Consider the following 26,364-nt stretch of genomic DNA (forward strand, 5'->3'; position numbering starts at 1 on the left):
GCTGGGTGAGGCAAGGCCCAGCCATCAACCGAGGTGCTCCATGTTCAACGCCCATCTGCTGGCCCTGGCCAGCGCCCTGCTCCTGTCTTTGGCTGCCGCCCACGCCACCGTCCGCACCGAAAGCGGCCTGACCGAAAGCAAGGCCGGCGCCAGCGAAACCTACCGCCTGAACGTGCCCACCGAGAAAGACATCAGCACGACGGAAATCCGCCTGGTGGTGCCAGCCGGCGTGACCATCACCCGCTTTCAGGTCACGCCCGGCTTCCAGCGCACGGTCAAGAAGAACGAGGCCGGCCTGGTCACCGAAGTGGTCTGGAAAGGCCGCGTGGCGCCCATGGAGTACGTCCGCTTCTTCTTCCAGGCGCGCAATCCCGCCGCGCCCGGTGAACTGAGCTGGAAGGTGTACCAGACCTACAGTGACGGCTCGGTGGTGGCCTGGGACGACACCGATCCCGCCCAGGGCCCGGCCAGCAAAACCACGGTGAAATAAAGCCATTCAAGCGTCACTTGGGCAGGGGCGGGGCCACGTTGCGCCCCCCCTGTGCCCCCCGAGGGAGAAGCCATGAAACGACTGTTGATGCTGGCCCTGCTGGTCCTGCCGGGCGCGGCCCTGGCCCACACCGCCGTCACGTCGGTGGTGCCTGCCCGGGGCGCGGTGGTTCCGGCGCCCGCTGCGGTCACGCTGAACTTCAGTGAGCCGGTAGAGCTGCGCTTCAGCACTGTGCGGGTGATGGCGGTGGCCGCCGGACAGACCCCCGAGGCCGCCGCCAAGCTGGCCCTGGCCGCGCGCCCGGAGACCCCCACGCTGGTCAGCCGGCCCCCGACCACGGCGGGCCTCGCCGCCCGGCTGAGCGTGCCGCTGAAAACGGGACTGAAACCTGGGCTGTATGTGATCGCTTGGCGGCTGCTGTCCGAAGACGGGCACCCCGTCAGCGGTCTGAGCACCTTCCGGGTGCGCTAGGCCGTGCTGGCGCTGCTGACCGGCCTCACTCACCTGGGGCTGGTGGCGCTGCTGGGGGGGTGCTGGCCCGGCGCCTGTGGACCCCCGGCTGGCCCCGCCTGTGGGTGCCCGCGCTGGGCGCCGGGCTGCTGCTGCTGGGCTGGGGCGGCCAACTGGCGCTGACCCTGGCTGCGCTGGGCTTCACCGCCCCGGCGGACGTGCTGGCCTATCTGACGGGCACCGGCCCTGGCCGGGGCATGCTGCTGGCCCTGCTGGGCGCCGCGCTGCTGCTGGCCGCCGAGACCGGGCGCTGGCCCTGGCCGGCCCTGCCCCTGGCGGCGGCCGTGGTGGTCTGGGGCGCGGCGGGGGTGGGCCACGGCGCCGGGCACGGCGTGGGGGTGCGGGCGCTGCATGCCGCCCACGCCGCCGCCATGTGCGTCTGGCTGGGCGGCGTGCTGACCCTGCTGCGCCGGGGCTCGCCCGAACTGGCCCGGCGCTTTTCCCCGGTGGCGGCGGCCTGCGTGGTCACCCTGGCGCTGACTGGTCTGGCGATGATAGGGCAACATCTGCGCCTGCCCGCCTCCTGGGCCGGCACCCCTTACGGCCAGACCCTGCTGCTGAAGCTGGGAGCGGTGGCTGTGACGCTGGGGCTGGCCCTGGGGGTCCGCCGGGCCCTGGCGCGGGGGCGCGCCCTACGCCCACCCCTGCGGCGCGAAACTCTAGGTCTGCTGGCGGTCCTGGCCCTCACCGCCCTGCTGGTCACGCAACCCCCACCGGCGGGGCATGCCGCGCACGCGGCGGCCCGCTTAGAATTGCCTTAATGGCCCCTCCTTTTCGTCTTCCCGGGCAGCTGGCCCATGCCTGAGCGCGAGGCCCAGCTGTTCACGGCCATGTTCCGGCGCTCGCCCATTGGTATGGCGCTGGTGTCGCTGCAGGGGCAGTTCATGACCGTGAACGAGGCCCTGTGCCGCATGCTGGGCTATACGCAGGCCGAGCTGCTGGCACTGACCTTTCAGGACATCACCCACCCCGAGGACCTGGACAGCGACCTGGGTCTGCTGCGGCGCGTGCTGGCGCGCGAGATGGACCAGTACGAGCTGCGCAAGCGCTACTGGCGCAAGGACGGCCAGCTGATCTGGATTGAGCTGCATGTCTCGCTGATTCTGGACGAGGCGGGCGCACCTGCTTTTTTCGTCTCGCAGATTCAGGACATCACCGCGCAGGTCGAGACCGAGGCCCAGCTGCAGGAGGTCAATGAGCGGCTGCGGCTGGCCCTGGAAGCCACCCAGGACGGTCTCTGGGACTGGCGGCTGCCGGGGCGCGAGCTGTTCGTTTCGGACGCGTTTCGCTCGCAACTGGGCTTTGATCGCCACGAGCCGGTGAGCCTGGATGCGTGGCTGGCGCGGGTGCACCCGGATGACCTGCCTGCTCTGCAGGACAGCTACCGCGCCCACCTCGCGGGCCACCGCGCCCTTCACGTGCAGTACCGGGCCCAGCACGGCAGCGGGGAGTGGCGCTTCTTTCAGGTGCGCGGGCAGATCACCGCCCAGGATGATCAGGGCCAGCCGCTGCGCGTGACCGGCACCCAGACCGACGTCACCGAGCAGGTGCGCACCACCCAGGACCTGCAACTGCTGCTGGACAACCTGCCCGCGCTGATCGGCTACTGGGACACCACGCTGCACAACCGCTTTGGCAATCCCACCTATCTGGCGTGGTTTGGCCAGACGCCCGCCCAGGTGCGCGGCCAGCACATCCGCGACGTGATTGGCGAGGAACTGTATGCCCAGAACCGCCCGATGATCGAGCGGGTGCTGGCCGGCGAAACGCGGCGCTTTGAGCGGCAAATCACCGATGCCAGTGGCCAGCCGCGCGCCATTGAGCTGGTGTACGTGCCCGACATGCAGGGCGGCGAGGTGCGCGGCTTTTTCTCGCTGGGCACCGATATCACCGCCCGCAAGGTCGCCGAGCGCGCCCTGACCGAGCAGCGTGAACTGGCGCGCGTGACCCTGTCCTCCATTGGCGACGGCGTGGTGACCACCGATCCGCAGGGCCGGGTGACTTTCCTGAACCCCACCGCTGAGCGCATGACCGGCTGGACCCTGGCCGAGGCAGCCGGCCAGCCTATTGAAGCGGTGATGGCCCTGCTGGAAGAGGGCACGCGCACCGAACTGGCCAACCCGCTGCGCCGCGCCCTGCAGGAGCGCGTGACCCTGGGGCTGGCGGCCAACACCCTGTTGCGCAGCCGCGCCGGACACCACCACAGCATTGAGGACTCGGCCGCGCCCATTCTGAACGAGCAGGGCGAGCTGCTGGGCGCCGTGCTGGTGTTCCACGATGTCTCGGAGGCCCGGGCGATGGCCGTGCGCATGAGCCACCTGGCGCAGCACGACGCCCTGACCGATCTGCCCAACCGGGTGCTGCTGCGCGACCGGGTGTCGCAGGCCATCAGCCGCGCCCGGCGCCAGGGTACGCGCTTTGCGGTGCTGTTTTTAGACCTGGACCACTTCAAGAACGTCAACGATTCGCTGGGCCACCATGTGGGCGACGAACTGCTCAAGGCTATCTCTGCCCGCCTGCGCGGGGTGCTGCGCGCCTCGGACACGGTCAGCCGACAGGGCGGCGACGAATTTATCGTGCTGCTGCCAGATATGCGCGAGGCCGATCACGTGGAGCATGTGATCGCCAAGCTCACCGAAGCGGTCACGGCGCCCTATCAGGTGGCGGGGCACCACCTGGAGGTGGGGTTCAGCGTGGGCGTGGCCCTGTACCCCGACGACGGCGAGAGCACCGACGTGCTGCTGCAACACGCCGACGCCGCCATGTACCGCGCCAAGGCCGAGGGCCGGGGGCGCCACCGCTTCTTTTCCCGCGCGCTGCACCAGGCCATCCTGGCGCGTCAGAGCCTGCAGGCCGAACTGCGCCAGGCCTTTGAACGCCGGGAATTCTCGCTGGTGTACCAGCCCAAGGTGAACCTCTGGACCCGCGAGGTGCTGGGCGCCGAGGCCCTGCTGCGCTGGGTGCGCCCCGACGGCCGGGCGGTGTCGCCGCTGGACTTCATTCCCCTGGCCGAGGAAAGCGGCCTGATCGTGCCACTGGGCGCCTGGGTGCTGGAAACCGCCTGCCAGCAGAGCCGCGCCTGGACCCAGGCCTGCGGGCACAACGTGCCGGTGTCGGTGAACATCTCGCCGCTGCAATTTGCCGATCCCGGCTTTCTGGAGACGGTGCAGCGCTACCTGCAGGGGACCGGGCTCACGCCGGGCCTGCTGGAACTCGAACTCACCGAGAGCATGCTGATGGCCGACATTGAGCGGGTCCAGCAGACCCTGGGCGCGCTGCGCCACCTGGGCGTGTGCGTGTCCATTGACGACTTTGGCACCGGCTATTCCAGCCTCAGCTACCTGCGGGCCTTTCCGGTGAACACCCTGAAGATTGACCGCTCGTTTCTGAAAACGGTGCCGGACGATCCGCAGGCGGTGGCGGTGGTGGAGGCGGTGGTGGCGCTGGGCCGCAGCCTGAACCTGGGTGTGATTGCCGAGGGGGTCGAGACGCCCGAACAGGCGCGCAGCCTGCTGAACCTGGACTGCGCGGCCATGCAGGGCTACCTGTTTGGCCGCCCCATGCCGCCTGGCGAACTGCTGACGTGGCTGCGCGACTGGCACGCCCAGGGCGCCGAGGACCCGGAGCCCAGCCCCCTCAGGGAGTAGGGGCCAGCAGCGCCTCCTGGGCCAGCGCCCGGTAGGCCTGCACCTGCGCGGCCTGCCACGCGCCGTCATGGCCCAGTTCTTCGGCCAGCAGTTCGGCCACGCGGGGGGCGGCCTCCAGGCTGGCGCGGGCGTCCAGCAGCAGGGCGCGCAGGCGGCGCGAGAGCACATCCTCCACCGTGCGGGCCTGTTCCATGCGCGCGGCCCAGCGCACCTGGGCTTCCACGTAGGGCAGGGCCGGGTGCAGTTTCACAGCGGCGCCGGGCAGGGCCTGCACCCGCGCGGCGTCGGTGCCGTACACGCGCCAGGGCCCCGGCAGAGGCTCCGGCGTGGCGCCGTGCAGCTGCAGGCCCCGGGTCAGGCTCAGGCGCGCGGGTAGGCGTGCCAGTGCGGCGGCGCGGCTGACCGTGTCTTCGGCCATGTGGCGGTAGGTGGTCCACTTGCCGCCGGTCAGGGTCAGCAGTCCGCCCTCGCTGAGCTGCAGGGTGTGATCCCGCGAGAGGCTTTTGGTCTCGCCGCCGCCGGCCTTCACCAGCGGGCGCAGGCCCGCGAACACGCTCAGCACGTCGGCACGCGTAGGAGCCGGCGAGAGGTAGCGCGCGGCGGTCTCCAGGATGAACTCAATCTCTTCGGGCAGGGCGCGCGGTTCGGGGCTCACGCCGGGCACGGGCGTGTCGGTGGTGCCGATCACCACGCGGTCATGCCAGGGCACCGCAAACAGCACCCGGCCGTCGTCGGTGCGCGGCACCATCAGGGCGTGTTCGCCGGGCAGGAAGCGCCGGGGCACCACCACATGCACCCCCTGGCTGGGCGAGAGCAGCGCCGGGGCATCCGGGCGCTCCAGGCGCCGCACCTCGTCCACAAAGACCCCGGTGGCGTTCACCACCACCCGGGCGCGCACCTCGTGGGTCCCTCCGGTTTCCTCGTCACGAAAACGTGCGCCCACGACCTTGCCGCCCTCCTGCACCAGCCCCACCACGGGCGCGTGGTTCAGGGCCACGCCGCCAAAGTTCTCCAGGGTGCGCAGCAGGGTCACGGCCAGCCGGGCGTCGTCAAACTGGCCGTCGAAATACAGCACGCCGCCTTTCAGGTGGTTCTGGCGCAGGGTGGGAATGCCGCGCAGGGCCTCGCCCGTGCCCACCGGGCGGCTGGCGCGCAGGTTCAGACGCCCGGCCAGCAGGTCGTACAGCTTGAGGCCTATGCCATAAAACGGCGTGGCCCACCACTGGTAGGCGGCAATCAGAAAGCCCAGGTCGTGCACCAGATGGGGCGCGTTGCGCTTCAGCAGGCCGCGCTCGTATAGGGCTTCGCGCACCAGGGCCACGTTGCCCTGGGCCAGATACCGCACCCCGCCGTGAACCAGCTTGGTGGAGCGGCTGCTGGTGCCCTGGGCGTAGTCGCGCGCTTCGAGCAGCAGCACCCGGTAACCGCGCGTGGCGGCGTCCAGCGCGGTTCCCAGCCCCGAGGCGCCCCCGCCGATCACCAGCAGGTCCCACACGTGTTCGTTCAGGGCCGCGTGGAGGCTCGCGCGGCGGGCATCGTTGCCCGGCGTCATGCGCCCTCCTCCTCGGCCCAGGCGCGGCTGCGTTCCACGGCGCGGCGCCACTGCCTCAGGCGGCGCTCGCGCTCATCGGCGGCCAGGGTGGGCTCGAAGGAGCGGTCCACCTGCCACAGCGTTTCCAGCTCGGCTTCACTCTGCCAGTACCCCACCGCCAGCCCGGCCAGAAAGGCGGCGCCCAGCGCGGTGGTTTCGGTGACTTTCGGGCGGGTGACGGTCACGCCCAGCAGGTCGGCCTGCGCCTGCATCAGCAGGTTGTTGCGGCTGGCCCCGCCGTCCACCCGCAGCTCTGAAAGGGTCACGCCGCTGTCGCGCTCCATGGCGCCCAGCAGGTCGGCGGCCTGGAACGCCACGCTGTCCAGCGCCGCGCGGGCGAGGTGCGCGCGGGTGGCCCCGCGTGTGAGGCCCACCACGGTGCCCCGCGCGTAAGGGTCCCAGTACGGCGCGCCCAGGCCCACGAACGCGGGCACCAGATACACCCCGCCGCTGTCGGGCACGGCGGTTGCCAGGGCCTCAATCTCGGCGGCGTCGCGGATCAGGCCCAAGCCGTCGCGCAGCCACTGCACCACCGCGCCCGCCACGAACACCGAGCCCTCCAGCGCGTAGGTGCGCCCGTGCCCCCGGTCCCAGGCCACGGTGGTCAGCAGGCGGCTGGGGCTGTGCACCGCTTCAGGCCCGGTGTTCATCAGCATGAAACAACCGGTGCCATAGGTGTTCTTGGCCATGCCGGGCCGCAGGCACACTTGCCCGAAGGTGGCGGCCTGCTGGTCGCCGGCCATACCCGCAATCTTGACCCGCGCGCCCAGCAGGCCCGGCGCTGTTTCGCCGTACACCTCACTGCTGGGCCGCACCCCGGGCAGCAGGGCGCGCGGCACGCGCAGCAGCGCCAGCAACTCGTCGTCCCACTCGCCCGTGTGAATGTTCAGCAGCAGGGTGCGGCTGGCGTTCGAGACGTCTGTCAGGTGCGCCTCGCCGCCGGTCAGGCGGTAGAGCAGCCAGCTGTCCACCGTGCCGCAGGCCAGTTCGCCGCGTTCGGCCCGCGCGCGGGCGCCGGGCACATGGTCCAGCAGCCACGCCAGCTTGGTGCCGCTGAAGTAGGGGTCCAGCAGCAGGCCGGTTTTTTCGCGAATCAGGGCTTCGTGCCCGGCGGCGCGCAGGGCCTCGCACTCGGCGGCGGTGCGGCGGTCCTGCCACACGATGGCCGGGGCCAGGGGCTCGCCGCTGGCGCGGTCCCAGATCATCACCGTTTCACGCTGGTTGGTGATGCCAATGGCCGCCAGATCACCCGCGCGCAGCCCGGCGCCGGCCAGGGCTTCTTGCACCACGCCAATCTGGGTGCTCCAGATTTCGCGCGGGTCGTGTTCTACCCAGCCGGGGCGCGGAAAGTGCTGGGTGAATTCCTTCTGGGCCGAGTGGCGAATCTGGCCCTGCCGGTCAAAGACGATGGCGCGGCTGCTGGTCGTGCCCTGATCCAGGGCAAGAACGAACTGGGTCATGCGGCTCCTGTGACAGTTCTGATACGGCTTCCGAAAAATTCCGTAACGCCTTACGGAATTTTTTCGACCGGAGGGAGAAGGAAAAAGGACGGATTTCCGGGAATTGGGCTGGAACAGCGCCGAAGGCGGGGAACATCCAGTTCTTTCCTGGATGTTACGGAAATGGACGGAATCCGTACGAAAGGCGGGGCGGACAGCACAGGGCCCGATCACACCACCCCCTGAACAGGATGTCAATGCGAGTGAACATCTGTTCACCCGGGGGCCCGCTGCCGTATGCTGGCGGGCATGAGCGACGCGCACGATGTTCAGGCGGTGCGGGTGGCGCGGCTGTACTACCACCAGGGCCTGACCACTGGGGCCATTGCCCAGGAACTGGGGCTGTCGCGGCCCAAGGTCAGCCGCCTGCTGTCGCACGCGCGGCGCCGTGGATTGGTGGAAATCCGCATTCACGACCCCCAGGGCGCCCCGCAGGCCCTGGAGGCGCAACTGCGGGCCTACTACCCCTTTCTGAGCCCGCAGGTGGTGCCGGTGCCGCCCCAGAGCCCGGAGGCCGTGTGGCTGGAGCGGGTGGCGGTGGCCGCCGCGCGGGCGCTGAGCGATACCCTGCGCCCCGGGCAGGTGCTGGGGCTGGCCTGGGGCACCACCGTGAGCGCCGTGTCGCGCGCCCTGACCCCACGCCCCGTGCCAGAGCTGCAGATCGTGCAGCTGAACGGCAGTGCCAGCGCCCTGGATTTTCACGACGGCTTAGTGACCGACACCATGACCCGCTTTGCCCGCGCGTTCGGCGCGCGCACGTGGTTGTTTCCGGTGCCCACCTTTTTCGACGACCCCGCCACCCGGGCCGCCATGTGGCGTGAGCGCAGCGTGCGGCATGTGCTGGCGCTGCAGGAGCGTGCGGACGTGCTGCTGTACTCGGTGGGCTCGCCGGGCGCACAGGTGCCCAGCCATGTCTACGCCGCCGGCGCCCTGACCGACACTGACCGCCGCGAGATGCAGGCGCAGGAGGTGGCGGGCGACATCGCCACCGTCTTTTTCCGCGCGGATGGCACCTCGGCCGGGCTGCCCATCAACGCGCGCAGCAGTGGCCCGGACCTTGCCCTGATTCGCCGCGCGCCCCAGAGTCTGTGCGTGGTGAGCGGCCTGGGCAAGGTGGACGCCCTGCGCGCCGCCCTGGCCGGCGGGCTGCTGCGCACCCTGATCGTGGACGACCAGACCGCCCAGGCCCTGCTTCAGGAGTCAGGGGCGCGAATGAAGGAATTCTGACAGACGACTGAATCTACAGTGAAGCCCATGACGGGCCCTGCCGCAGACGATCACTTCACCCCGGCGGGCGAGCGCGCCGCCCAGGACATGCTGCGCCTGACCGAACTGGTGCTGGCCGCCCAGACCCTGGCGGCGGGCGTGACCCCCACCCTGGAAAAACTGGTGCGGGACACGGCGGCGCAGGGGTCGGCCTATTTTCAGCTGGAAAGCCGCGACCTGTCGTACCGGGTGCGCGCCGCCACGGGCGAGATGCCCGCCACGCCCGGGATGCAGGCCATTGCCGCCCACGGCCTGCCCGCCGAGACGCCTTTGTTGCAGGCTCTGGCCACCACCCGCCAGCCTCTGTTTTTCGACGACACCCGGAGCCGCCATGAGACGGCGGGCTTCCCCGAACTGGGGGTCGCCAGCGTGGCCGCTGCGCCCGTGCGGGCCAGCGACGGCCGCCTGCTGGGCGCTTTTCTGATGCACACCCTGGGCCCGCACTGCTGGCAGCCGGCCGAAGTGGCGCTGTTTACCCTGGTGTCCGGTACGGTGGCGGCGCTCTCCGGGCGGCTGGCGGCCGAGGAGGATGCCCGCCAGGCCCGCGAAGCCGCGCTGCGCGCCCTGGGCCTGATGCTGGAGGCGCGCGACGGCGAAACCCACGGCCACACCGACCGGGTGACCCGGCTGGCCCTGCGCGCCGGACAGGTGCTGGGCTGGGACCCGGACCACCTGGAGGCGCTGCGCTGGGGGGCCTATCTGCACGACATTGGCAAGATCGCCATTCCCGACGCAGTGCTGCTGAAGCCTGGCCGCCTGACCGAAGAGGAATGGATCACCATGCGCTCGCACGTGGAGGCCGGCGAACGCTTTGCCCGCGCCCTGGCCTTTCTGCCCCCGCTGGCCCTGAACGTGATTCAGGACCACCACGAGCACTGGAGCGGGCGCGGCTATCCTGCCGGCAAGCAGGCCGAGGGCATCAGCGTGGAGGGGCGCCTGTTTGCCCTGTGCGACGTGTACGACGCCCTGACCAGCGAGCGCCCGTACAAGCGCGCCTGGACCCACGAAGCCGCCGTGGCCGAGCTGCGTGCCCAGGCCGGGCAGCAATTCGATCCCCAGCTCGTGGAAGTGGTGATTCAGGCCGCCGAGGAGCGGGGCGATTCCCTGCTGGCATGAGGCTGGGGCGGGTTGAAGAAGCGCAGCACGAAGGGGCGCTGACGTGGCCTGCTGGTGGGGGTCGGATAAGGGCGCCCTTGAACGATCCTGGCGCCGTCAGCTCTGGCGGCCTCACAGCGGTCTTCCGTTCCGCCCAGGGGAGGAACGCGCTCCCTCAACGCCACGCCAACCGCTCTCTGTCGCGGTCACTCGCGCCGCTCGCCCCCTTTGACCTGAAGGTGAACCCTTCAGATCAGAGGGTTGCCGCCCTCACGCGTTAAAAGTGCTGAGGGTTCAGGCCTGGGGCGATTTTAGGTTCAGGTCGTGGCGCCCGACACATCCATTCCTGCCTGATGCCCGAGACCACCGCCGATCTCCATGCCTGCAGCGGATTTCGGCCTCTTCTCCCCTCAGCCCAGGTGCCGCTCAGCGTAGCGGGCTGCGGCCTGGGCGTGGTCTCGCTGCTGCACCGACACGCCGGGCAGCGCGCGCCCCAAGGCGGCGGTGAACAGCGGGGAGATGCGCAGCGCCCCCCCCGTGGCGGTGACGGGCAGCGGCGCCGTGCGGGCCTGCACCCGCCGCGCCAGTGCAGCCAGGGCCTGCGCCGCGTCCTGCAAGAGGGCCTGGGCCACGGGGTCCCCGGCGTCGGCGGCGCGGCCCACGGCAGGCGCCAGACGCGCCACTGCACCCGCCCCCGGCCCCGCGTAGGCAAAGGCCCGCAGCGTGTCCCAGTCCAGGCCGCCCGTCACCGCCGCGACTTCCCGGGCCAGCGGCGAATCGGGAACCTCGCCCGTGTCCAGCTGGTCCGTGAGGGCCCGCAGCGCCGCGCGCCCCAGGCTGAAGCCGGCGCCGTCGTCGCCAATCAGAAAGCCCCGGCCCCCCGCGCGCACAATCTGGCCGTCCCGTGTGACGTGGTAGGCCACGCTGCCGGTGCCCGCGTACAGCAGCACCCCTGCCCCCGGCGCGAGGTGCGCGCGGTAGGCGAGGTCCAGGTCGCTCTCCACACTTAGGGCGTGGCGCCCCACCCCCAGGGCCTGCGCCAGCGTATCGGCCACGGCTTCGGCGGCGGCGGTGCCCCGGCTTAAGCCAGGAAGCCCCGCGTGCACCGCGCTGGGCTGGCCGGGCAGGGCGCCCTGCAGGGCCTGCAGGCTGGCCGGGCCCTGGGGGGTGTGCAGCAAAGGCGCTGTCAGCGGCGGCGCCTGCCCGGCCGCCACGGGCACCCCCGCGCGGCACAGGGCCCATTTTGTGGCGCTGCCCCCAGCGTCCAGGCCCAGGGTCAGGGTCAAACGGGCCACCATCTGCCAGCAGTCATGCGCCCATTCTGACAGCGGCGGCGCCCGGAAGACGGGCAAGGGTCGGCACCACCCGGCTGAGAGGAGCGATGCGGCACGCTGACTCTCCTGGCCGGGGGAAGTGGTTGAAGGAAAAAAGGGGCGGTTATGGGTGTTGCGGGTGGGCAACCTGGGAGGTGGCCTGGGCTGCATCTGCCGCTGGGCAGGCCTGGAGGCAGAACCTCAAGCCCCTTCAATGCCATTGGGACGGATGAGGTGGGTGTCCGGCACGGACAGCGGCGCTGGCGGCATTGAAGGGCTCTCGTTCGGCCCCTGGGTCGAACGGGCCGCCCTGAGGCCAACAGTCTGCGCACAAGTCGGCGGGCTGGGGGGCCTGAAGGGGTTGCCTCTGGGCCGCAAGGTGGACTGCACGGCCTGATCACGGCCTGATCACGGCGCCTGTGGATGCTGTGAGGTGCATCCACAGAGGCACCCCACCGACAGGCCGCTGCCCCAGATCCGCAGCGCGCGCTGTCCGCCGATGCCCCCGGGTGTGGCCGAAGTCCGCTTTCTGTCCTCTTGCGGCTCTTTTCCCTGGTTCCGGCGTCCGTGTCGCCCTGCTCTGCGCCGCTTCTGGCGGCCCGTTCCCCTTTCCACCGGAGGTATTGAGATGTCCCTGCGCCGCTCCCTTTTCTCCCACACTGGTGCCCGCGTGGCCTGCCTGGGTGCCGCCCTGTTGCTGGGCCAGGATGCCGCCGCCGACGCGGTGGAATCCGCCACGCTGGCCGCTTACTTGGGCCAGCCGGTGCCCTCTCTGGGCGGCCTGCTGGAGCCCATTCCCACCTGGGGTTGTGGGGGCCCCACCCCACCGCTGAGCATCCTGTCCATTCATTTCAACTGGCACTGCACCTTCGACGCCACCATCAACCCTGGCCTGGGCAGCTTTCCCAACGATGGGAACCGCTTTTTTGGCTTTCACCGGCAGTTCCTGTACGCCTACAACATGTACCGGCAGTCGCAGGGGCGCCCCTTCATTCAAACCTGGATGCCGTCGGCCGGGGCCAGCATGCCGCTGGGTCACGCGGCGCGCCCGGATCTGGCTGCCTGCACCAACTGCACCCCGTTGCCCGCCAACTTCCGGCTGCCGGCAGCGGGCGGCACCCTGAATCCGGCCACCACCACGCTGGAGGACTACGGCAGTTCGCTGGTGCCGTGGCACAACAACACGCACGTGGCGATGGCGCAGGCGGGGGGAAACCCGGGCAACACCTGCTTCGACTCCACCAGTCCGCTGCACTTCCGCGACATCATGTGCGTTACCACCGCGCCGCGCGACCCCATGTTCTTCCGCTTTCACAACTTCGTGAACGACCTGCAGGACGAACTGCTGACTTTTCAGGACACTGACGTGATGATCGTGTTCGACAAGTCGGGCAGCATGACCCTGCCCAACGGCACGGGCAGCGACAACCGCCTGAACAGCGCCAAGAACGCCGCCCGCCTGTTTGCCGACCTGCTGCGCGACAGTTCCAACCACCGCGTGGGCCTGGTCAGTTTTTCCAGCGCCGCTGCCGCCAGCCCGGAACTGCCCCTGACCATCGCCAGCAGCGCCCCGGCCGCCATGAACACAGCCCTGACCAGCGTGAATGCGGGCGGCGCCACCAGCATCGGCGGCGGCCTGCGCGCGGGCGTGACGGCCCTGAACGCCAGCAGCAACCCGAATAAGGCCATCTTGCTGCTGACCGACGGCGTGGAAAACACCGCCCCCATGATTGCGGAGGTGCAGGGCCGGGCCCCAAATCAGCTGCGCGACACGCACCTGTGCGCCGTGGGGTTTGGCACCCCCGGCAGCCTGGACGGCCCGAAACTGCGCGACCTCGCCGAGCGGCAGGGCGGCGCTTACAGGGCCGACGCCGATCCGCTGACCCTAAACAAGTATTTCGTGGAGTGCTTCGCGGATATCTTCGACACCTTCGTGGGTAAGGACCCCATTGGGGTGCTGCGGGCCGGTGCCCACGCCAGCGCGCCCACCGTGCATGTGGCCAGCAGCGACACCGAAGTGGTGTTCGTGCTGTCCTGGGAACAAAACCTGCCCAAGGGGACATTGCGCTTGGCTGTGACCACGCCTACAGGTGCGCCGCTGAACCTGAATGACGCCAACGTGGAAAGCCGCTTTGGGGCCACCTACCACATCGTGCGCGTGAAACTGCCTTACGGCACGCAGCGCGATGGCCGCTGGACCGCCCGCGCGGTGCGGCCTTTGCGCTCGTTCCTGAATGGCTTTGCGCCCGGGGCCTTCAAAACCCCGGCCATTGGCACGGCCATCGTGGGACAGCAACTCGCACAGCTGTGTGAACCCGGCGCCTGCAACCGCGTGCTGTACTACGAGGATTTCACCTTTAGCCCCATGCACGGTGCCAACGACGGTGCATATTACCAGGCTCTGCTGGCCGCAAAACTGGGGCGGCACCTGGGCACGGTCGAGCGTGTCTCGGACCCCAAACGCTTTGCGGCGGCCCTGGCCGAAGGGCGCTACGACCTGATCGTGAGCAGCACCAGCACCGCCGAGGGGCGCCAGCCGTACGACGATGTGCTTGCCAAGCTGGCCTGCGCTGAGCGGGGCCCCAAGCTGATCGTGACCGACCTGCGCAAGGAGGGCAATGAAAGCCTGCTGCGCTGCCTGGGCGCCCAGGCCACCGGCGAGCGCGACTTTGACGTGATCAGGGGCGACGGTCAGGTGCTCACCGGCAGCGCGGGCCTGAGCATGCCGGGCCACGCCGGCATGGGGGGCGCTCACCACCACGGCGCCTTCAGTGCGGCGTATAAGCCCACTGGCGCCGCTGGGACCAGTGTGGCCGCCCGGTCCCCGGGAAGTGGCGCGGCCATTCTGGCGCGGACGGTCACCTCACCCAATGTCCCCGTCACCGACCAGCGCTTCTTTATCGAGTCGCTCGCCAGCGGCAGCGCCCGCGTGCGGCCCCACACCTATATCAGCCCCAATTACACCGGAGAGCGGCTGCACCCCACCTTCCACATCCCCGAGATCTACATTCCAGTGGGCGGCTTCGATAAGGTCACGGCCAGGGTGGAGGTCACGCGGCCCCTGCAGAGCCAGAGCGCGGTGCTGGCCCGCACCGGCAACCAGGAGGTCAGCAAACGCGAGGGCGACACCCTGAACGTGCGCCAGACGGCCGACCTGCGCGCCAACCCCAAACAGAGCAGCGGCTTTCTGAAGACCGAAACCCTGACCTTCCCCCTGAATGACGACGGCAAGGACGGCGACACCAGCGCGGGCGACCGTTACTGGGAGGTGGCCCTGCCGCCCGAAGTCAGCCGGTTTGACGGCGAATACACCCTGCATGCCTACTTCACCATCTGCCAGGGCACGCTGTGCTTCGAGCGCGAGGCCCAGCACACCGTGGTCGTGGACGCCAAGCCCGATCCCAGGGCCAGCAAGGTGGAGCGGGTGCAAACGCCCAACACGGCGCCCGGCCTCGCCACGGTGCGCTACACCCCGCTGAATGCCGAGGGGCTTCCCCTGGGCCCGGACCGCCAGTCCCTGCTGCGCTTTGAAGGCAGCAAGGGTGTAACGGTGCAGCGCGTGACCAGTCTGAACGCCCAGGGCACCTACGAGATCACCGCCCGCTACGACCCGAACAACACCAACCCGTCGCTGGTGGTGACGCCCTTTGGCCGCCCCCAGGAGAGGCTGGAAATCCCCTTGAGGTGAGCCCGTTTCTGAGGAGGTCCGTGACTGGGTGCGGACTTCTCAAAAGGACCACCCTGGCTGTGGAGAGGGTTCCTTTTGAGGGCGGTGGGTGCCGCTGGAGAGAACTTTCCGGCTCTGCTCTGAATGTTCGGGAAATGCACGGCGCCCGGAGAGAACAAGGGGCGAACACTTTTCAAATCTGTCGGGGAGGGGCAGGTGCGAAAACGTCGTTTGGGCCGCCGAGCCTGTTTATCCCCCTGGGCGGCGCCGCTCTGCGAGTCCTTGGCAAAGGGGGCGTGGTCAAAATGCCGTGTTGCTCCTTGCGCGGGCCGCTGAAAGGGTCCGCACCGTTGATAGAAGGAGTCCGCACGAGTGGGCCGCGAGGTCAGGCCAGCATTCTTCCGACCCTCTCCCCTTGCGAGACGCAAAGAATGGTGTCGCCCAGAGGGCCTCGCGCAGCGAGGGATGAGGAGTCTCTCCAGCCTAGTCGCTGACCTGAAAGGCGCGGCTGGTGCCAGAGAATGGCCTAATCCAGCCCACCAGCGGGGCCTTCCAGTCGCCGTGGTGAACGATGCGGTACGTGCCGCCCGGCGTGCCAGCGGGAATGGTCCAGCGAATCACCGCCCTGGACTGGTCAAACACCAGGCGCTCCCAGCGGTAGGTGGTGGCCCAGTCGCCGTCATCGGCCACGGTGGTCCAGGTGCCGGGCGCCGTCTGCCGCTGCACCTCCAGAAAGGTCTGCTCGCTGCGCAGATTGTTCTTGGGGTGGCCGGTGTAGAACTCCACCTGCACGGTCTCGCCTGGGCGGTACGCGGCGCTCGCGTCGCGCAGCACGTCCCCGAACCGCCGGCCCAGGGGCACGCCGTCTTGCACCACGCCCGTCTGAAAATTCAGCTGTTCGCCCCGCAGATCGCGGGGCCGCACGGTGCGCCCGGCGGGTTCGCCGCGCCGCAGCAAGTCGGCCATGCGCGCCGTTTCCTGCTGAAAAGCGGGCAGCGTCCAGCGGCCAAAGTGGGTGCTGGCGCCCTCGTAGGCCTGCTCGTCGTATTCCTCGGGGGTGGTGACATAGCCGGCGTAGGCGTTAGCGTAGCCCACGGCCAGGACGTCGTCCAGGGGCACGCCCAGGCGCGCGGCCACCGTGCGGCGCAGGCGCAGGCCGCTGTTCACCGTCAGTTCGGCGGGCAGGGCGATCAGGTGCAGCTGGCCCACCTTCACCAGTTGCACCGGCAGCACCTCGGGCGACCACGGGTAGGGCCGCGTGGTGCCGTTGGCAATGAGGATCTCCTTGGGGGCCTGGCAGGCGCGCAGTTCCGGCGACACCTGAAACAGGGTGCTGCCCAGCGCGGCGAACAGCGGGTTGCGTTCGCCCTCCTGAATCCAGCTGATGCCGGGGCCGTCCTCGGTGCTGCCGGCGGCAAAGCTGGTGCCCAGCGCGGCTGGACAGGTGGTGCGCGCCGGCCCGCCCGTGAATTCCGGGGTGACTGTCAGGCGGCTGAAATCCACGTATTCCAGCCGGGCGTCTATCCGGCCGCGCAGCGGCGTGTCCAGCGGGGCGCGCAGGGCGGCGTCCAGTTGCCGCTGCCCGATCTGGCGCACGTTTTCCAGCGGGTCCTCGGTGGGGCCGCTGCCGGGGCGCAGGTTGAGGTTCGGCGACATGTCGCCCGCATTGGTCTGGGCAAAGGCGGCCACGAAGCCGCGCCCAGAGCGGTAATTGACCCCCTCGCGCAGCCGCTCCCAGGCATAGGCGGCGTAGCCCTTGTTGTCGCCGCTGATCAGGGTATTGGCATTGGTGAGGCTGGTGCCGTGCGTGGCAAAAAAGGTCAGGGCCGCGAAGTCCTGGCCCCCCCGCCCAAAGCGCAGGGTGGTCACGGCCGGGTCAATCGCCCCCGGAAAGGCCGCGCGGTCGGCGGCGGGGTTACGCAGAAACGCGCTCAGGCTGCGGTTCACGCTGGCGTTTTGCAGGGTGGTGCGGCCCAGCCGCACCTCGGCCGGGGCGGCGCTGGCATGCGCGCGTTCGGCCGCCCGCACGATCCCTGCCACGGTGGCCTCGAAGGTGCGCGCCTGGAACCCCAGAATCGTGATGTTGTACAGCGCGTAGTGCGAGAAGCCGCCCGGTCCCGAATGGGTGTGCGTGGCCGTGAGCAGCACGTTGTCTTCGGTGTAGATGTTGCCGTAGCGGGCGCGCAGTTCTTCCAGCACCCGGGTATGCACCGCCTGCGTGATGATGCCCAGGTCCGCCACGACCAGCAGGGCGCGCGAGCCGCTGGCGCCGTCAGCGATCACAAAGGCGCGGGCCCGCTGCCGCTGGTGAATGCCAGTGGCGCGCTGGCCAGTCTGCGCGTAACCGAACATGCCCATCTCGGCCGCCTCGCCCGTGATATCGGCAAAGCCCGCGCCCACGGTATACCCGTCACCCTGGGCCTGCAGCAGGGGGGCGGCGGGCGGCGGCGCCCCGCAGGCGGTCAGCAGCGCCCCGGTCAACAGGGCAAGGGTAAGGCGGGTGGCGGGCCGGTGGTGCGGAACGGGGAACAGCTTCATGGCGACCTCCTGGCGCGGGCGGGGTGAGGACGGGAGGAAGGAAGAACGCTAGCCCAGCAGCCGGGCCAGATAGGGGGTCACGAAGCGGCCGTCCGGGTCCAGTACGGCGCGCGCCGCCTGAAAGTCGGCCCAGCCGGGATAGAGGCGGCTCAGCTCGGCGGCGCTCAGGCCATGCATCTTGCCCCAGTGGGGCCGCCCGCCGTGCGCGCGGAAAATGGCCTCGGCATCGGCGAAGTAGCGGTCGTGGGGCACGCCCTGGAAGGTGTGTACTGCAATAAAGGCCACGTCGCCGCCCGACGCTGGGCTCAGGAGCAGGTCGTCGCCGCGCACAAAGCGCACCTCCACCGGAAAGTTCACAGGGTACGCCCAGCGCGCAAACGCGGCGCGCAGGTCGCGCACGGCGCTGGCGGCGGCGGCCACGGGCACGGCGTATTCCATCTCGCGGAAGCGCATGAGGCGGGCGCTGCGAAACACCCGGTGCGCCGCCCCCACCCGGTCCTGAGGTGTGATCGCCAGGGCGGTGGCGCGGCACACGGCCGGCGTGGCACGTGGCCAGCGGCGGCTGGTGGCACTCAGCAGCCACAGCGCGCCGTTTTCCAGCAGCAGTTCGTTCAGGGCGCCCCGCGCGCCGCGTTCATGGGCCATGTCCAGCGGCACCTCGTGGGTCCACTTGGCCTGCACGGTGTCGGTGTGCGGCACCCAGAAGAACTCAAAGTGGCGGCGGCTGCGCGCGTATTCGGGCAGCAGCGCCAGCATGTCGCTTAAGCGTGCGGGGCGCACGGCGCAGTGCAGGGCGTAGGCGGGGCGCACCCGCAGCGTCACGTGCGTCAGGACCCCTAAGGCGCCCAGGGCCAGGGCCGCCGCGCGCCGCCGCTCGTCGCCGGGGGGTACGGTCACCACCGCGCCGCGTCCGTCCACCAGCGTCAGCGCCTGCACCTGCGTGGACAGCGAGCCCAGCCCCAGCCCGGTGCCGTGCGTGCCGGTGCTGACCGCGCCCGCCACGCTCTGGGTGTCAATGTCACCCAGGTTCTCCAGGGCCCAGCCACGGGCGTGCAGCGCGTCGCCCAGCACGCCCAGCCGGGTGCCGGCGCGCACGGTCACGGTGCCGGCCGCCGCGTCCAGGCTCTCAATGCCGCTGAAGGCGTCCAGGCTCAGCAGGACGTCGTCCGTGGCCGCCAGCGGGGTAAACGAGTGGCCTGCACCCACGGCGCGCACCTTCAGGCCATGCTGGGCCGCGCGCCGCACCACTGCCGCGACCTCCTCCACGGTGGTGGGCCGCTCCACGCGGACGGGCGTGGCCTGGACGGTCCCGCTCCAGTTGGTCCAGCGGGTACGGGTGGGAAGCGGCGCCGTCATCCGAAGGCCTGCCCCTGCCCACGGTAGGTGGGCAGCACGCCCACCTCCCGCCCACCCTGAACGGCATGCAGGGCTGGAAAGTGCGCACACAGCTCGCCGGCCTTGGCGTGCCGGAAAAACACCAGATCACCCACGCGTAGCGTCACGCCCGGCGGCACGCGCAGCGGCGTCTGCACCTCGCCCGCGCCTTCCAGGGGCAGCAGGCGCAGGCCCAGGGGCAACGCGGGTTGCGGCAGCCGGTCAGGCCCACTGGCCCCGGAGGCCACGTAGCCGCCGCCCTGGCAGGTGGCCACCCCAGGGACCGGCAGCCGCGTGACCGTCAGGGCAAAGCCCGCAGCGGGTGCGTGGCGAAAGGCGCGGTAGTGGTCAAACAGGGCCGGCGCATACAGCCCCGAGCCCACCGTGACCTCAGTGACCACATCCTCGGCGGCGGTGGTTTCCAGGCTGCCGGTGCCGCCGCCATTCACAAAGTCCAGGCGGTGGCCCACGGCGCGCAGGGCCTGCACCGCCTCGGCGCGGCGCCGGGCGATGTCCGGCACGGCCCGGCGCCGCAGGGCGCGCACAGCAGCCCCGCGCATCCCCGGCGCGGCGTCTCCCACGCCCGCCACCTGCGCTTCATAGCCCATCAGGCCCGATAGGCGCAGGTGCGGCGAATCCGCCACCCGCCCGGCCAGCCGCACCACGTCGTGCACGGTGCGCAGCGGCGAGCGGTACACCCCGAAGCGCAGCCCCGGGTACGTCTGCGAGAGGTCCAGGTCCAGGCACACGTTCAGCGTGGTCTGGGCGGCCCGCGCGGCGGCTTCCAGTGGGGGCAGGTGGGCCTCGCTGTCCACCATCACGCACACGCGCGTGCCGGCCACTGCTGCCCCGGCCAGGTCCCGCAGGGCGGGCGCGTCGGTGGTGGGATAGGCCAGCAGCAGATCGTCGAATCCTTCGCGGGCCAGAAAGGCGGCCTCGCGCGGGTCGTAGCACATCAGCCCGGCGTACTGGGGGTCACTGGCCAGCACCCGGCGCAGCAGGTCAGTGCAGCGCAGCGACTTCGTAGCGATCCGCACGCGCTGGCCAGCGGCGCGCGCCCGCAGCGCCCGGGCATTGGCATCAAAGGCGTCCAGGTCCACGTAGGCAAAGGGGCCCGCGCGGCCCGCGAAAGCGGTGCGGTACGCCTGCAGGCGCGTGGCGGGACTGGGTGCGGTCCAGTGTGGCGGCTCGGCGGGATCGCGAAAACGAAGAGGGGTCATGCGCCTCCTTGCCCATCTGGGAGTGGTGTGGTCGTTTCGAGCGTACCCGGTGGCTGGCGCTGGTGGGTGAAAACGGTGGAGAGGAGAGCCAGGGGAAGCGGTTCAAGTCGGGTCCTCACCCAGGTCGGCCCTCCACTGCGTTGTTTAAGAGCATTGGTCACTTCAACCACGCAGACGGGGTTCAAAGACCTCGTTGCCGGGCCCGAGAAGCATGGCATTAGCAAAGCCCGCAGACCTGCGGAGGCTTGCAGCGGTGAACCGCTTTGACCAATGGTGGGGACGGTTTCAAAATTACGTAGAAGTTGCTTGACAAGCACGCTGTTTTTACCCCCTTCCTTTGCGGATGATTTGCAGTGCGCCGCAGAGGTTGGGACTTGGAGGGCCGCGCAGACGCGGGGGTGACGGGGCTGACGCCCAAGACGACGTTCTTGTGACTGCTACTTGCAGCACTCGAAAACTGTCGGAATCACGATTTGACGTGGATGCCGTGCAAAGCCGGCACAACGGTGACATAGAAGGCCCGTCTTGACTGCTGCCCAAAATGGGCAATTCATCAGCAAGACGTGTGATCAGTCCCATGAGGGCTCATCTTCTTTTGCTGGGTCTGACCATCCTTGTGCTGGGCGCCGTTGGTTGGGCTCTCTGGCCGTCACCCGCCATCCCATTGCAGATGCTCAGCGAGCGGGCGCCTATTCCTCGGGTCGATTCTTTCGGCAGCCCCCATGCCGCCGAGCTGACCCTGACGCCGTTGCCTTCACCCGCACGCCTGACATTGGCCCTTCGTGTTCACAACCAGGATCAGCAGCCTGTTGAACAGGTGATCGGGGCCAGGGACTTCCGCTACGCCATCCTTGACGTTCAGACCGGCCACACGGTGATGAACACCCGTGACGACGAGTTCGGCTTGCTGGCGGGGTTGAGGATGTTCGTTCCGCCCGGAGAATGGGCGCCAGTCGCCAGCACCGTGCTTCCGCTGACAGGCCCGCCCGACCGCGCCCTGGCCCCAGGTCGTTATGTGGCCTTTGGAGCGCTCAGAACCGATAGTGGCGTCATTGTCGCCCAGCCTCTGCCCTTTCAGTTGACCCGGCAAGGGAAGCTGGTACTTATACGGCTGTCAGGGCAGTCGAAGTGACGTTTCCATAGTTTGCCAGCCGCTGTGAGCGCATCTCTGAGCGCCCAATTCAAAACCGCCCTGGCGTTGGGCTCAGGGCGGCTGTGGGCCAAGGAAGGGAATGACGGATGGAGCGGGCCTTGCTGGCCCTTAGCCCATATCCGGCACGTCGTCCCACTCCAGCGTGAGGGTCGCAAAGGGCGTTACCCGCAGCTCCTGCACGGCCGCGCGCAGTTCCTGCAGGGTGCGGGCCACAGCACTCTGATCGGTGTGCAGCGGGGCGTCGTCCTGTGAGCGGCGAAACAGGCGGCCCAGCCCCGACGTGGCCCGGGGCGCGGGGGCGCGCGCCGCGCTGTCAATGGCGGCGGCCAGGGCCATCGTGGCGCTGCCAATGCGCGGCGGCTCGCCCAGGGATTCCAGTTGCAGTTCCAGCACCTGGTTGTCGCGCACCAGCAGGTCTACCGGGGTAGGGTCGGCGCCCAGCGGCGCGGCGCAGCGGGCCTGCAAGTGCTGCTGGTGGCGCAGTTCGGCTTTCAGACCCAGGGTGGCGCTGGGCCGCAGCAGGCGGTCACCATTCAGCACCATAGGGTTCACCGGATCATCTTTCAGAATCAGGATACGCAGGCGCGCGCCAGAGCCCTTGTGGGCGTGCAGCACGGTCAGCGACTGCCCCAGGCGGTACAGGTGCTCGTCGTTGTGCAGGAGGGCCGGGCAGGCGTCGGCCAAGCTGGACGCCCCGTAGTGGGCGGAAGAAGAGGAGGCCGGCACCACCTGTGTCATGCCCCCAGCTTACCCCCTGGGTCGCACAGCTTTCTTTCAAAGTTCTGTCACGGGGCTGGCGGCGCTGGGCCGCTGGGGCAGCAGGGTGGCCAGCGGCTGCGGCCGGGCAATGTAGTAGCCCTGGGCGTAGGTGCACTGCAGGTCGCGCAGACGCTGCAGCATGTCCTCGTCTTCCACACCCTCGGCCACCACGCTCAGGCCCAGATCGGCGGCGAGGCGAATGGAGCCGTGCAGCAGGGCGGCGCGCTGGGTGCCGTCCAGGGACGCGCGCAGAAACGAGCGGTCCAGCTTGACCACGTCCAGCGGCAGTTCGGTCAGTACGCCCAGGCTGGAATGGCCGCTGCCAAAGTCGTCCAGGGCGATGCGCACGCCCGCTTCGCGCAGGTGGTGCAGGTGGGTACAGGCCAGCGACACGTTCTGCATGACCGTGGATTCGGTGACCTCCAGGGTCAGCAGTTCGGCCGGGGCCTGCAGGGTTTCCAGCACCGACAGCACCCGCGCGGCAAAGTCCGGCATTAGCAGCTGCACCGGGCTCACGTTCACGTTCACGCGCGCCTGCGGCCACACGGCGCGGGCCTGCAGCACCTCGCGCACGGCTGCCCGCAGCGCCCAGTCGCCCAGCGCGTAGATCTGGCCGCTGCGCTCGGCAATGGGCACGAAAGTGGCGGGCGAGACCGGGCCGTACACCGGATGGGTCCAGCGCAGCAGGGCTTCCACGCTCACCCAGGCGCCAGTGGTGACCTCCATCACGGGCTGGTAAGCCAGGAACAGTTCGCCCCGGGCGGCGGCCCCCGGCAACTGCGTTTCCAGCAGGTGCGCTTCCTGGCTGCGCTGCAGCAGCGTTTCGGTAAACAGGCCCAGGGGCTCGTGGTGGTCCAGCGCGTGCTGCAGGGCAATGCCTGCGTGGCGCAGCAGCGTCTGGGCGGCCAGTCCACCGGGGGCCTCGGCGTACCCGGCGGTGAGTTTCACCATCACCTCGCCTTCGGTCAGCCGGAAAGGCTGCTCCAGTTGCGACAGCAGCGCCGATGGGTCCAGGCCCTGCGGCGCGCGGGTGACCAGCGCCATGGTGGTCGTGGACAGCCGCGCACTCAGGTGCTCGGGCCCGGCGGCGCGCAGGCGGGCGGCCAGGGCGGCAATCAGCGTGTCCACAAAATGCTCGCCGTACAGCCCGGTCCATTCCTGTAAGCGGGGCAGTTCCACCACCAGGGCGCCGCGCACCGTCTGGTCGCCGTCCAGCCGTTCCAGCAGCCCCGCCAGGGTGTAGGCGCCGGTCAGTTCGTCGTGCTGCGCGCGCTGGCGCAGCTGCGCTTCCCGGGCCTGCAGGTGATCCAGCAGTTCGTTGATGGTGCCCGCCAGCAGGCCCAGTTCGGTGCGGTCGCGGCCGTCCAGGCGGTGCGCCGGGTTGTGGGCAATCTGCTGCACGTCGCGTTTGTAGCCTTCCACCACGTTCAGCACGCGGCGGTTTAAAAACAACAGCAGCCCTGTGGCAGTCAGCAGCCCCGCCAGAATGACCGCCAGGCGCAGCTGCTGCGTGGTGGCTGCCCCCGCCTGCGACACGGCGCGGGGCTGGCTGACCTCCAGGACCAGTTGCGGGGGCCCGCTGGGGGGCTGCAGGGCCAGCCGGGCCCGGCCCTCGTCGGGCCCAAACACGTAGGTGGTGGCCGGGGGCGGGGTCGGGCTCAGGCGCGCGCCAAAGGCCCGCTGGTTGTACATCAGGCTGCTCAGCACTTCGGGGGTCAGTTCGCGGGCCAGCAGCATCACGCCGCCCTGCCCCTGGCCGTCGTCGCGGGTAATGACCCGCGCGGCCACCACCACTGGGCGGCCCCCCAGCGCCACCACGCCGCTGCTGCCCCCCGGCGGCAGGCGCTGGGGCAGCTGGGCAAACAGCGCGCGCAGCACCTGCGGGGCGGGCGTCACCTGTTCGCCGCGCAGGGTGGCGGCTGACAGCACACGGCCGTCCGGGGCCTGAATGCCCCAGTAATCCACCCGCCCACCTTTAAAGGTGCCGGGCACCAGATTGGCCGCCAGGTAACCCGGGTTGCGCCCGGCCGCGTACTCAAAGGTCTCGGTCCAGAGGCTGAAATTCAGCACGAACAGCCCGACGCGGTCCTGCTCGGCCCGCAGGTTGGCTTCGGCAATTTCGGCGGCCTGCCGCAGCTGCGCGCGCTCAATCTGCGCGAAGCGGTCGTTCATGACCCCAGGAATCACCACCAGGGCGCTGATGCCCAGGGGCACGAACAGGGCCAGCAGCAGCGCCAGCACCTGCAGCCGCAGGGATTGGGGGCTGGGGGGCGGCGCCAGCGGGGGCAGGGCGGGGCGACTCATGAGGACAGGGAGGCTGCGCGGGCAGGCAGGGGGCGAACCACGGAAGGGAAGCACCGTCCTTTGGGCGTGCCCGGGGCCGGGCACCGCTGTAGAGCGAGGGTGGGGAAGCCGGGGGCAGGTGCAACAGCCGTGGTCCCCGCACCACCAGGAGAAGACGACGAGCAAGACGACAGAGCCGGGTGAAGAAACACGGTTATGGTGCCGCGCCTCCGGCCGAGCTAGGTGAGGAGCATGAGCACCGGGCTTTAGGCATGGGAGGCGCCCCCTGGCCTGCGGCTCACCACCCCCTCCTGCGGTGGGCGTTCCTAGCGCACCGGCGGGGGCGAGTCCAGCAGTGCCTGCAATGGCCCGCTGTCGGGCAGGGCGGCGCTGGGCGCGGCAATCCGCACGCCGTCGCGCCCGGATTGCTTCACCCGGTACAGGGCTTCATCGGCCTGCCACAGGGTGCGGGTGCTGGACCACGGCCCAAATGAGGCCCCACCAATCGAGACGGTCACGCCCCCCAGTGGCGGAGCGAAGCGCAGGGTGGTCACGGCTTCGCGCAGCCGCTGGGCAATCTGGGGCAGCTGCTCGGCGGGCACCCGGCGCAGAATTACGGCGAATTCCTCGCCGCCGTAGCGGTAGGCGCGGTCACGCCCGCGCAGGGTATCGGCCAGCACCCGGCCCACCGCCGCCAGCACCTCGTCGCCCACCGGGTGCCCGAATTCATCGTTCACGCGCTTGAAATGGTCCAGGTCAATCAGCAGCAGGGCGTCCCCGGGGGCGGTCAGGGGCAGGTCCTGCTCAAACTGGCGGCGGTTGGGCAGGCCACACAGGGCGTCTTGCAGCGCCTGCAGCCGGAACTGGTCGGTGCTTTGCAGCAGGGCCACGCGGCTGGTGATCATGACCGCCACCGCCCAGAACCCCAGGATGTTGAAGGCCAGCGCGGGCAGGTACACCCGCAGCAGGGTTTCAGAGTCGCCCAGCAGCCACAGCGGCAGTTCGTTGGGCAGGAAGATCAGGCTGCCCGCCCAGCCGTAGCGGCGCAGCGAGCCCTGGGCGTCTTGCATATTCAGGGTCCAGCGCAGCGAGTGGGCCAGGGCCGCCACCGCCAGCAGGTTCAGCACGCTGATCAGCGCGTCGCTGGCGTGCCCGGCCAGCGGCAGCAGCGCGGCGGGCAGGCCGCACAGCACGCCCACCCAGCCGCCGTAGCGCAGCGCCATGATCGCAATGGGCACCAGTGCCAGATCAATGCGGGTGCCTGACGGCTCGGGCGTGGCCATCAGGTACAGCGTGACGGTGGCCAGCATGGTCAGCACCAGCCGCAGCGCAGGCAGGCGCCAGCCGGGCGGCGGGGGCCACGCCCGGTAGGTCTGGCTCAGCAGAAACGCGAACGTGATCAGCACGCTCAGGTTCACGAATAGGCTGTGCAGCAGGTCGTTCAAGGCAGGGCAGGCAACGAGGCTCCGTTACGGGGAGCCGCCGGGCGCGAAGTATGGGGAGGTAGACAACAAAGGTCAGGTTTACTCTGACAGATTCGCCCCCCTCTCCCGCCGCAGATCTGCATGCCCCCGGCAGGGGGGTGGGTTGGAGAAGCGAACTGCTCGGCCTAGGCAGAGTGGGTGAGGAGCGGTGCTGCGCGACTGATTCGGTGCGGAGAAGAGAACTCCATTTATGGCATGGCGAGACCACCCGGTGCTGCGCCAACCCATTGGGCGAACACTTTTCAAGACCCTCAAAACACTTGTGACGAAAGTCTTGTGTGGAACGTGCAGTCTGCGCCTCCCCTTCCGTGGCGCACCTCGGTTAATCCCCGTTGCTGGCAGAACGAAAGGTCCACGCTCGTTGAACGATGCCAGATAGACCGCTAAACCGAGAAGCAGCACTATCTGCCTTCCAGAACGCTCATAAACCCACGTACCCTCGTCAGCTTTCTAATGAAGGAACGTCAATGCTCCT

General features: G+C 69.7%; 17 protein-coding genes. 8 read left to right on the forward strand and 9 right to left on the reverse strand.

The window, feature by feature from the left end:
* Positions 1–40: 40 nt before the first annotated feature.
* The 4 genes from KMW22_RS15710 (at position 41) to KMW22_RS15725 (ending at position 4,647) form a co-directional block, all read left to right on the forward strand.
* A complete protein-coding gene (locus KMW22_RS15710; RefSeq protein ID WP_221090971.1) occupies positions 41–490 on the forward strand; it encodes a DUF1775 domain-containing protein in 450 nt (149 codons plus the stop codon).
* A 72-nt stretch (positions 491–562) separates the two neighbouring features.
* Positions 563–961: a copper resistance CopC family protein gene (locus KMW22_RS15715; RefSeq protein WP_221090972.1), complete on the forward strand. Its 399-nt coding sequence runs from the start codon at positions 563–565 to the stop codon at positions 959–961.
* Positions 962–1,020: 59 nt separating this feature from the next.
* Positions 1,021–1,761, forward strand: coding sequence for a CopD family protein (locus KMW22_RS15720; protein ID WP_221090973.1), 741 nt, complete (start codon positions 1,021–1,023; stop codon positions 1,759–1,761).
* 36 nt (positions 1,762–1,797) lie between these two features.
* A complete protein-coding gene (locus tag KMW22_RS15725) occupies positions 1,798–4,647 on the forward strand; it encodes a sensor domain-containing protein (RefSeq protein ID WP_221090974.1) in 2,850 nt (949 codons plus the stop codon).
* On the opposite strand, the gene KMW22_RS15730 is transcribed toward KMW22_RS15725, so the two are convergent.
* Positions 4,637–6,199 (reverse strand): glycerol-3-phosphate dehydrogenase/oxidase, encoded by a 1,563-nt coding sequence (locus KMW22_RS15730; RefSeq protein WP_221090975.1) that lies wholly within the window; start codon positions 6,197–6,199, stop codon positions 4,637–4,639. The two genes, KMW22_RS15725 and KMW22_RS15730, sit on opposite strands and share 11 nt — an antisense overlap.
* Complete coding sequence (glpK, locus tag KMW22_RS15735) at positions 6,196–7,698, reverse strand: glycerol kinase GlpK (protein ID WP_221090976.1); 1,503 nt, start codon at positions 7,696–7,698, stop codon at positions 6,196–6,198. The genes KMW22_RS15730 and glpK overlap by 4 nt, the downstream gene beginning before the upstream one ends.
* 288 nt (positions 7,699–7,986) lie before the next feature.
* Between glpK and KMW22_RS15740 the strand changes: the two genes are divergently transcribed.
* Positions 7,987–8,964, forward strand: coding sequence for a sugar-binding transcriptional regulator (locus KMW22_RS15740; protein ID WP_221090977.1), 978 nt, complete (start codon positions 7,987–7,989; stop codon positions 8,962–8,964).
* Between the two features lie 27 nt (positions 8,965–8,991).
* A complete protein-coding gene (locus KMW22_RS15745; protein WP_221090978.1) occupies positions 8,992–10,119 on the forward strand; it encodes an HD domain-containing phosphohydrolase in 1,128 nt (375 codons plus the stop codon).
* A 389-nt stretch (positions 10,120–10,508) separates the two neighbouring features.
* On the opposite strand, the gene KMW22_RS15750 is transcribed toward KMW22_RS15745, so the two are convergent.
* Positions 10,509–11,393: an N-acetylglucosamine kinase gene (locus tag KMW22_RS15750; RefSeq protein WP_328774726.1), complete on the reverse strand. Its 885-nt coding sequence runs from the start codon at positions 11,391–11,393 to the stop codon at positions 10,509–10,511.
* A gap of 688 nt (positions 11,394–12,081) precedes the next feature.
* Between KMW22_RS15750 and KMW22_RS15755 the strand changes: the two genes are divergently transcribed.
* Positions 12,082–15,099, forward strand: coding sequence for a vWA domain-containing protein (locus tag KMW22_RS15755; protein WP_221090980.1), 3,018 nt, complete (start codon positions 12,082–12,084; stop codon positions 15,097–15,099).
* Between the two features lie 462 nt (positions 15,100–15,561).
* Here the strand turns inward: KMW22_RS15755 and KMW22_RS15760 are convergent, their stop codons facing one another.
* Genes KMW22_RS15760 through KMW22_RS15770 form a run of 3 tightly spaced genes read right to left on the reverse strand, consistent with a single transcriptional unit; the run spans position 15,562 to position 20,210 of the window.
* On the reverse strand, positions 15,562–17,616 hold the full coding sequence (locus KMW22_RS15760) for a neutral/alkaline ceramidase (RefSeq protein WP_221090981.1): 2,055 nt from the start codon (positions 17,614–17,616) through the stop codon (positions 15,562–15,564).
* A gap of 48 nt (positions 17,617–17,664) precedes the next feature.
* A complete protein-coding gene (locus KMW22_RS15765; protein WP_221090982.1) occupies positions 17,665–18,972 on the reverse strand; it encodes a D-arabinono-1,4-lactone oxidase in 1,308 nt (435 codons plus the stop codon).
* Complete coding sequence (locus tag KMW22_RS15770) at positions 18,969–20,210, reverse strand: alanine racemase (protein WP_221090983.1); 1,242 nt, start codon at positions 20,208–20,210, stop codon at positions 18,969–18,971. Before KMW22_RS15770 ends, KMW22_RS15765 begins: the two co-directional genes overlap by 4 nt.
* Before the next feature lie 577 nt (positions 20,211–20,787).
* Here KMW22_RS15770 and KMW22_RS15775 point away from each other — a divergent pair.
* Positions 20,788–21,342, forward strand: a complete 555-nt coding sequence (locus tag KMW22_RS15775; RefSeq protein ID WP_221090984.1) for a hypothetical protein — start codon at positions 20,788–20,790, stop codon at positions 21,340–21,342.
* A gap of 129 nt (positions 21,343–21,471) precedes the next feature.
* Here the strand turns inward: KMW22_RS15775 and KMW22_RS15780 are convergent, their stop codons facing one another.
* The 3 genes from KMW22_RS15780 to KMW22_RS15790 form a co-directional block, all read right to left on the reverse strand.
* Positions 21,472–22,101 (reverse strand): hypothetical protein, encoded by a 630-nt coding sequence (locus KMW22_RS15780; RefSeq protein WP_221090985.1) that lies wholly within the window; start codon positions 22,099–22,101, stop codon positions 21,472–21,474.
* Between the two features lie 36 nt (positions 22,102–22,137).
* A complete protein-coding gene (locus tag KMW22_RS15785) occupies positions 22,138–24,426 on the reverse strand; it encodes a putative bifunctional diguanylate cyclase/phosphodiesterase (protein ID WP_221090986.1) in 2,289 nt (762 codons plus the stop codon).
* A gap of 305 nt (positions 24,427–24,731) precedes the next feature.
* Positions 24,732–25,850: a GGDEF domain-containing protein gene (locus tag KMW22_RS15790; protein ID WP_221090987.1), complete on the reverse strand. Its 1,119-nt coding sequence runs from the start codon at positions 25,848–25,850 to the stop codon at positions 24,732–24,734.
* Positions 25,851–26,364 lie beyond the last annotated feature (514 nt).

It is taken from the genome of Deinococcus aquaedulcis (assembly GCF_019693445.1).
GTDB classification, from domain to species: domain Bacteria; phylum Deinococcota; class Deinococci; order Deinococcales; family Deinococcaceae; genus Deinococcus; species Deinococcus aquaedulcis.

What these genes read in the sequence shown, in the direction of transcription:
- glpK (WP_221090976.1), bottom strand. Translation starts at nt 7,698, where the DNA reads ATGACCCAGTTCGTTCTTGCCCTGGATCAGGGCACGACCAGCAGCCGC.
- KMW22_RS15765 (WP_221090982.1), bottom strand. Translation starts at nt 18,972, where the DNA reads ATGACGGCGCCGCTTCCCACCCGTACCCGCTGGACCAACTGGAGCGGG.
- KMW22_RS15710 (WP_221090971.1), top strand. Translation starts at nt 41, where the DNA reads ATGTTCAACGCCCATCTGCTGGCCCTGGCCAGCGCCCTGCTCCTGTCT.
- KMW22_RS15770 (WP_221090983.1), bottom strand. Translation starts at nt 20,210, where the DNA reads ATGACCCCTCTTCGTTTTCGCGATCCCGCCGAGCCGCCACACTGGACC.
- KMW22_RS15780 (WP_221090985.1), bottom strand. Translation starts at nt 22,101, where the DNA reads ATGACACAGGTGGTGCCGGCCTCCTCTTCTTCCGCCCACTACGGGGCG.
- KMW22_RS15760 (WP_221090981.1), bottom strand. Translation starts at nt 17,616, where the DNA reads ATGAAGCTGTTCCCCGTTCCGCACCACCGGCCCGCCACCCGCCTTACC.
- KMW22_RS15715 (WP_221090972.1), top strand. Translation starts at nt 563, where the DNA reads ATGAAACGACTGTTGATGCTGGCCCTGCTGGTCCTGCCGGGCGCGGCC.
- KMW22_RS15785 (WP_221090986.1), bottom strand. Translation starts at nt 24,426, where the DNA reads ATGAGTCGCCCCGCCCTGCCCCCGCTGGCGCCGCCCCCCAGCCCCCAA.
- KMW22_RS15745 (WP_221090978.1), top strand. Translation starts at nt 8,992, where the DNA reads ATGACGGGCCCTGCCGCAGACGATCACTTCACCCCGGCGGGCGAGCGC.
- KMW22_RS15730 (WP_221090975.1), bottom strand. Translation starts at nt 6,199, where the DNA reads ATGACGCCGGGCAACGATGCCCGCCGCGCGAGCCTCCACGCGGCCCTG.
- KMW22_RS15740 (WP_221090977.1), top strand. Translation starts at nt 7,987, where the DNA reads ATGAGCGACGCGCACGATGTTCAGGCGGTGCGGGTGGCGCGGCTGTAC.
- KMW22_RS15725 (WP_221090974.1), top strand. Translation starts at nt 1,798, where the DNA reads ATGCCTGAGCGCGAGGCCCAGCTGTTCACGGCCATGTTCCGGCGCTCG.
- KMW22_RS15775 (WP_221090984.1), top strand. Translation starts at nt 20,788, where the DNA reads ATGAGGGCTCATCTTCTTTTGCTGGGTCTGACCATCCTTGTGCTGGGC.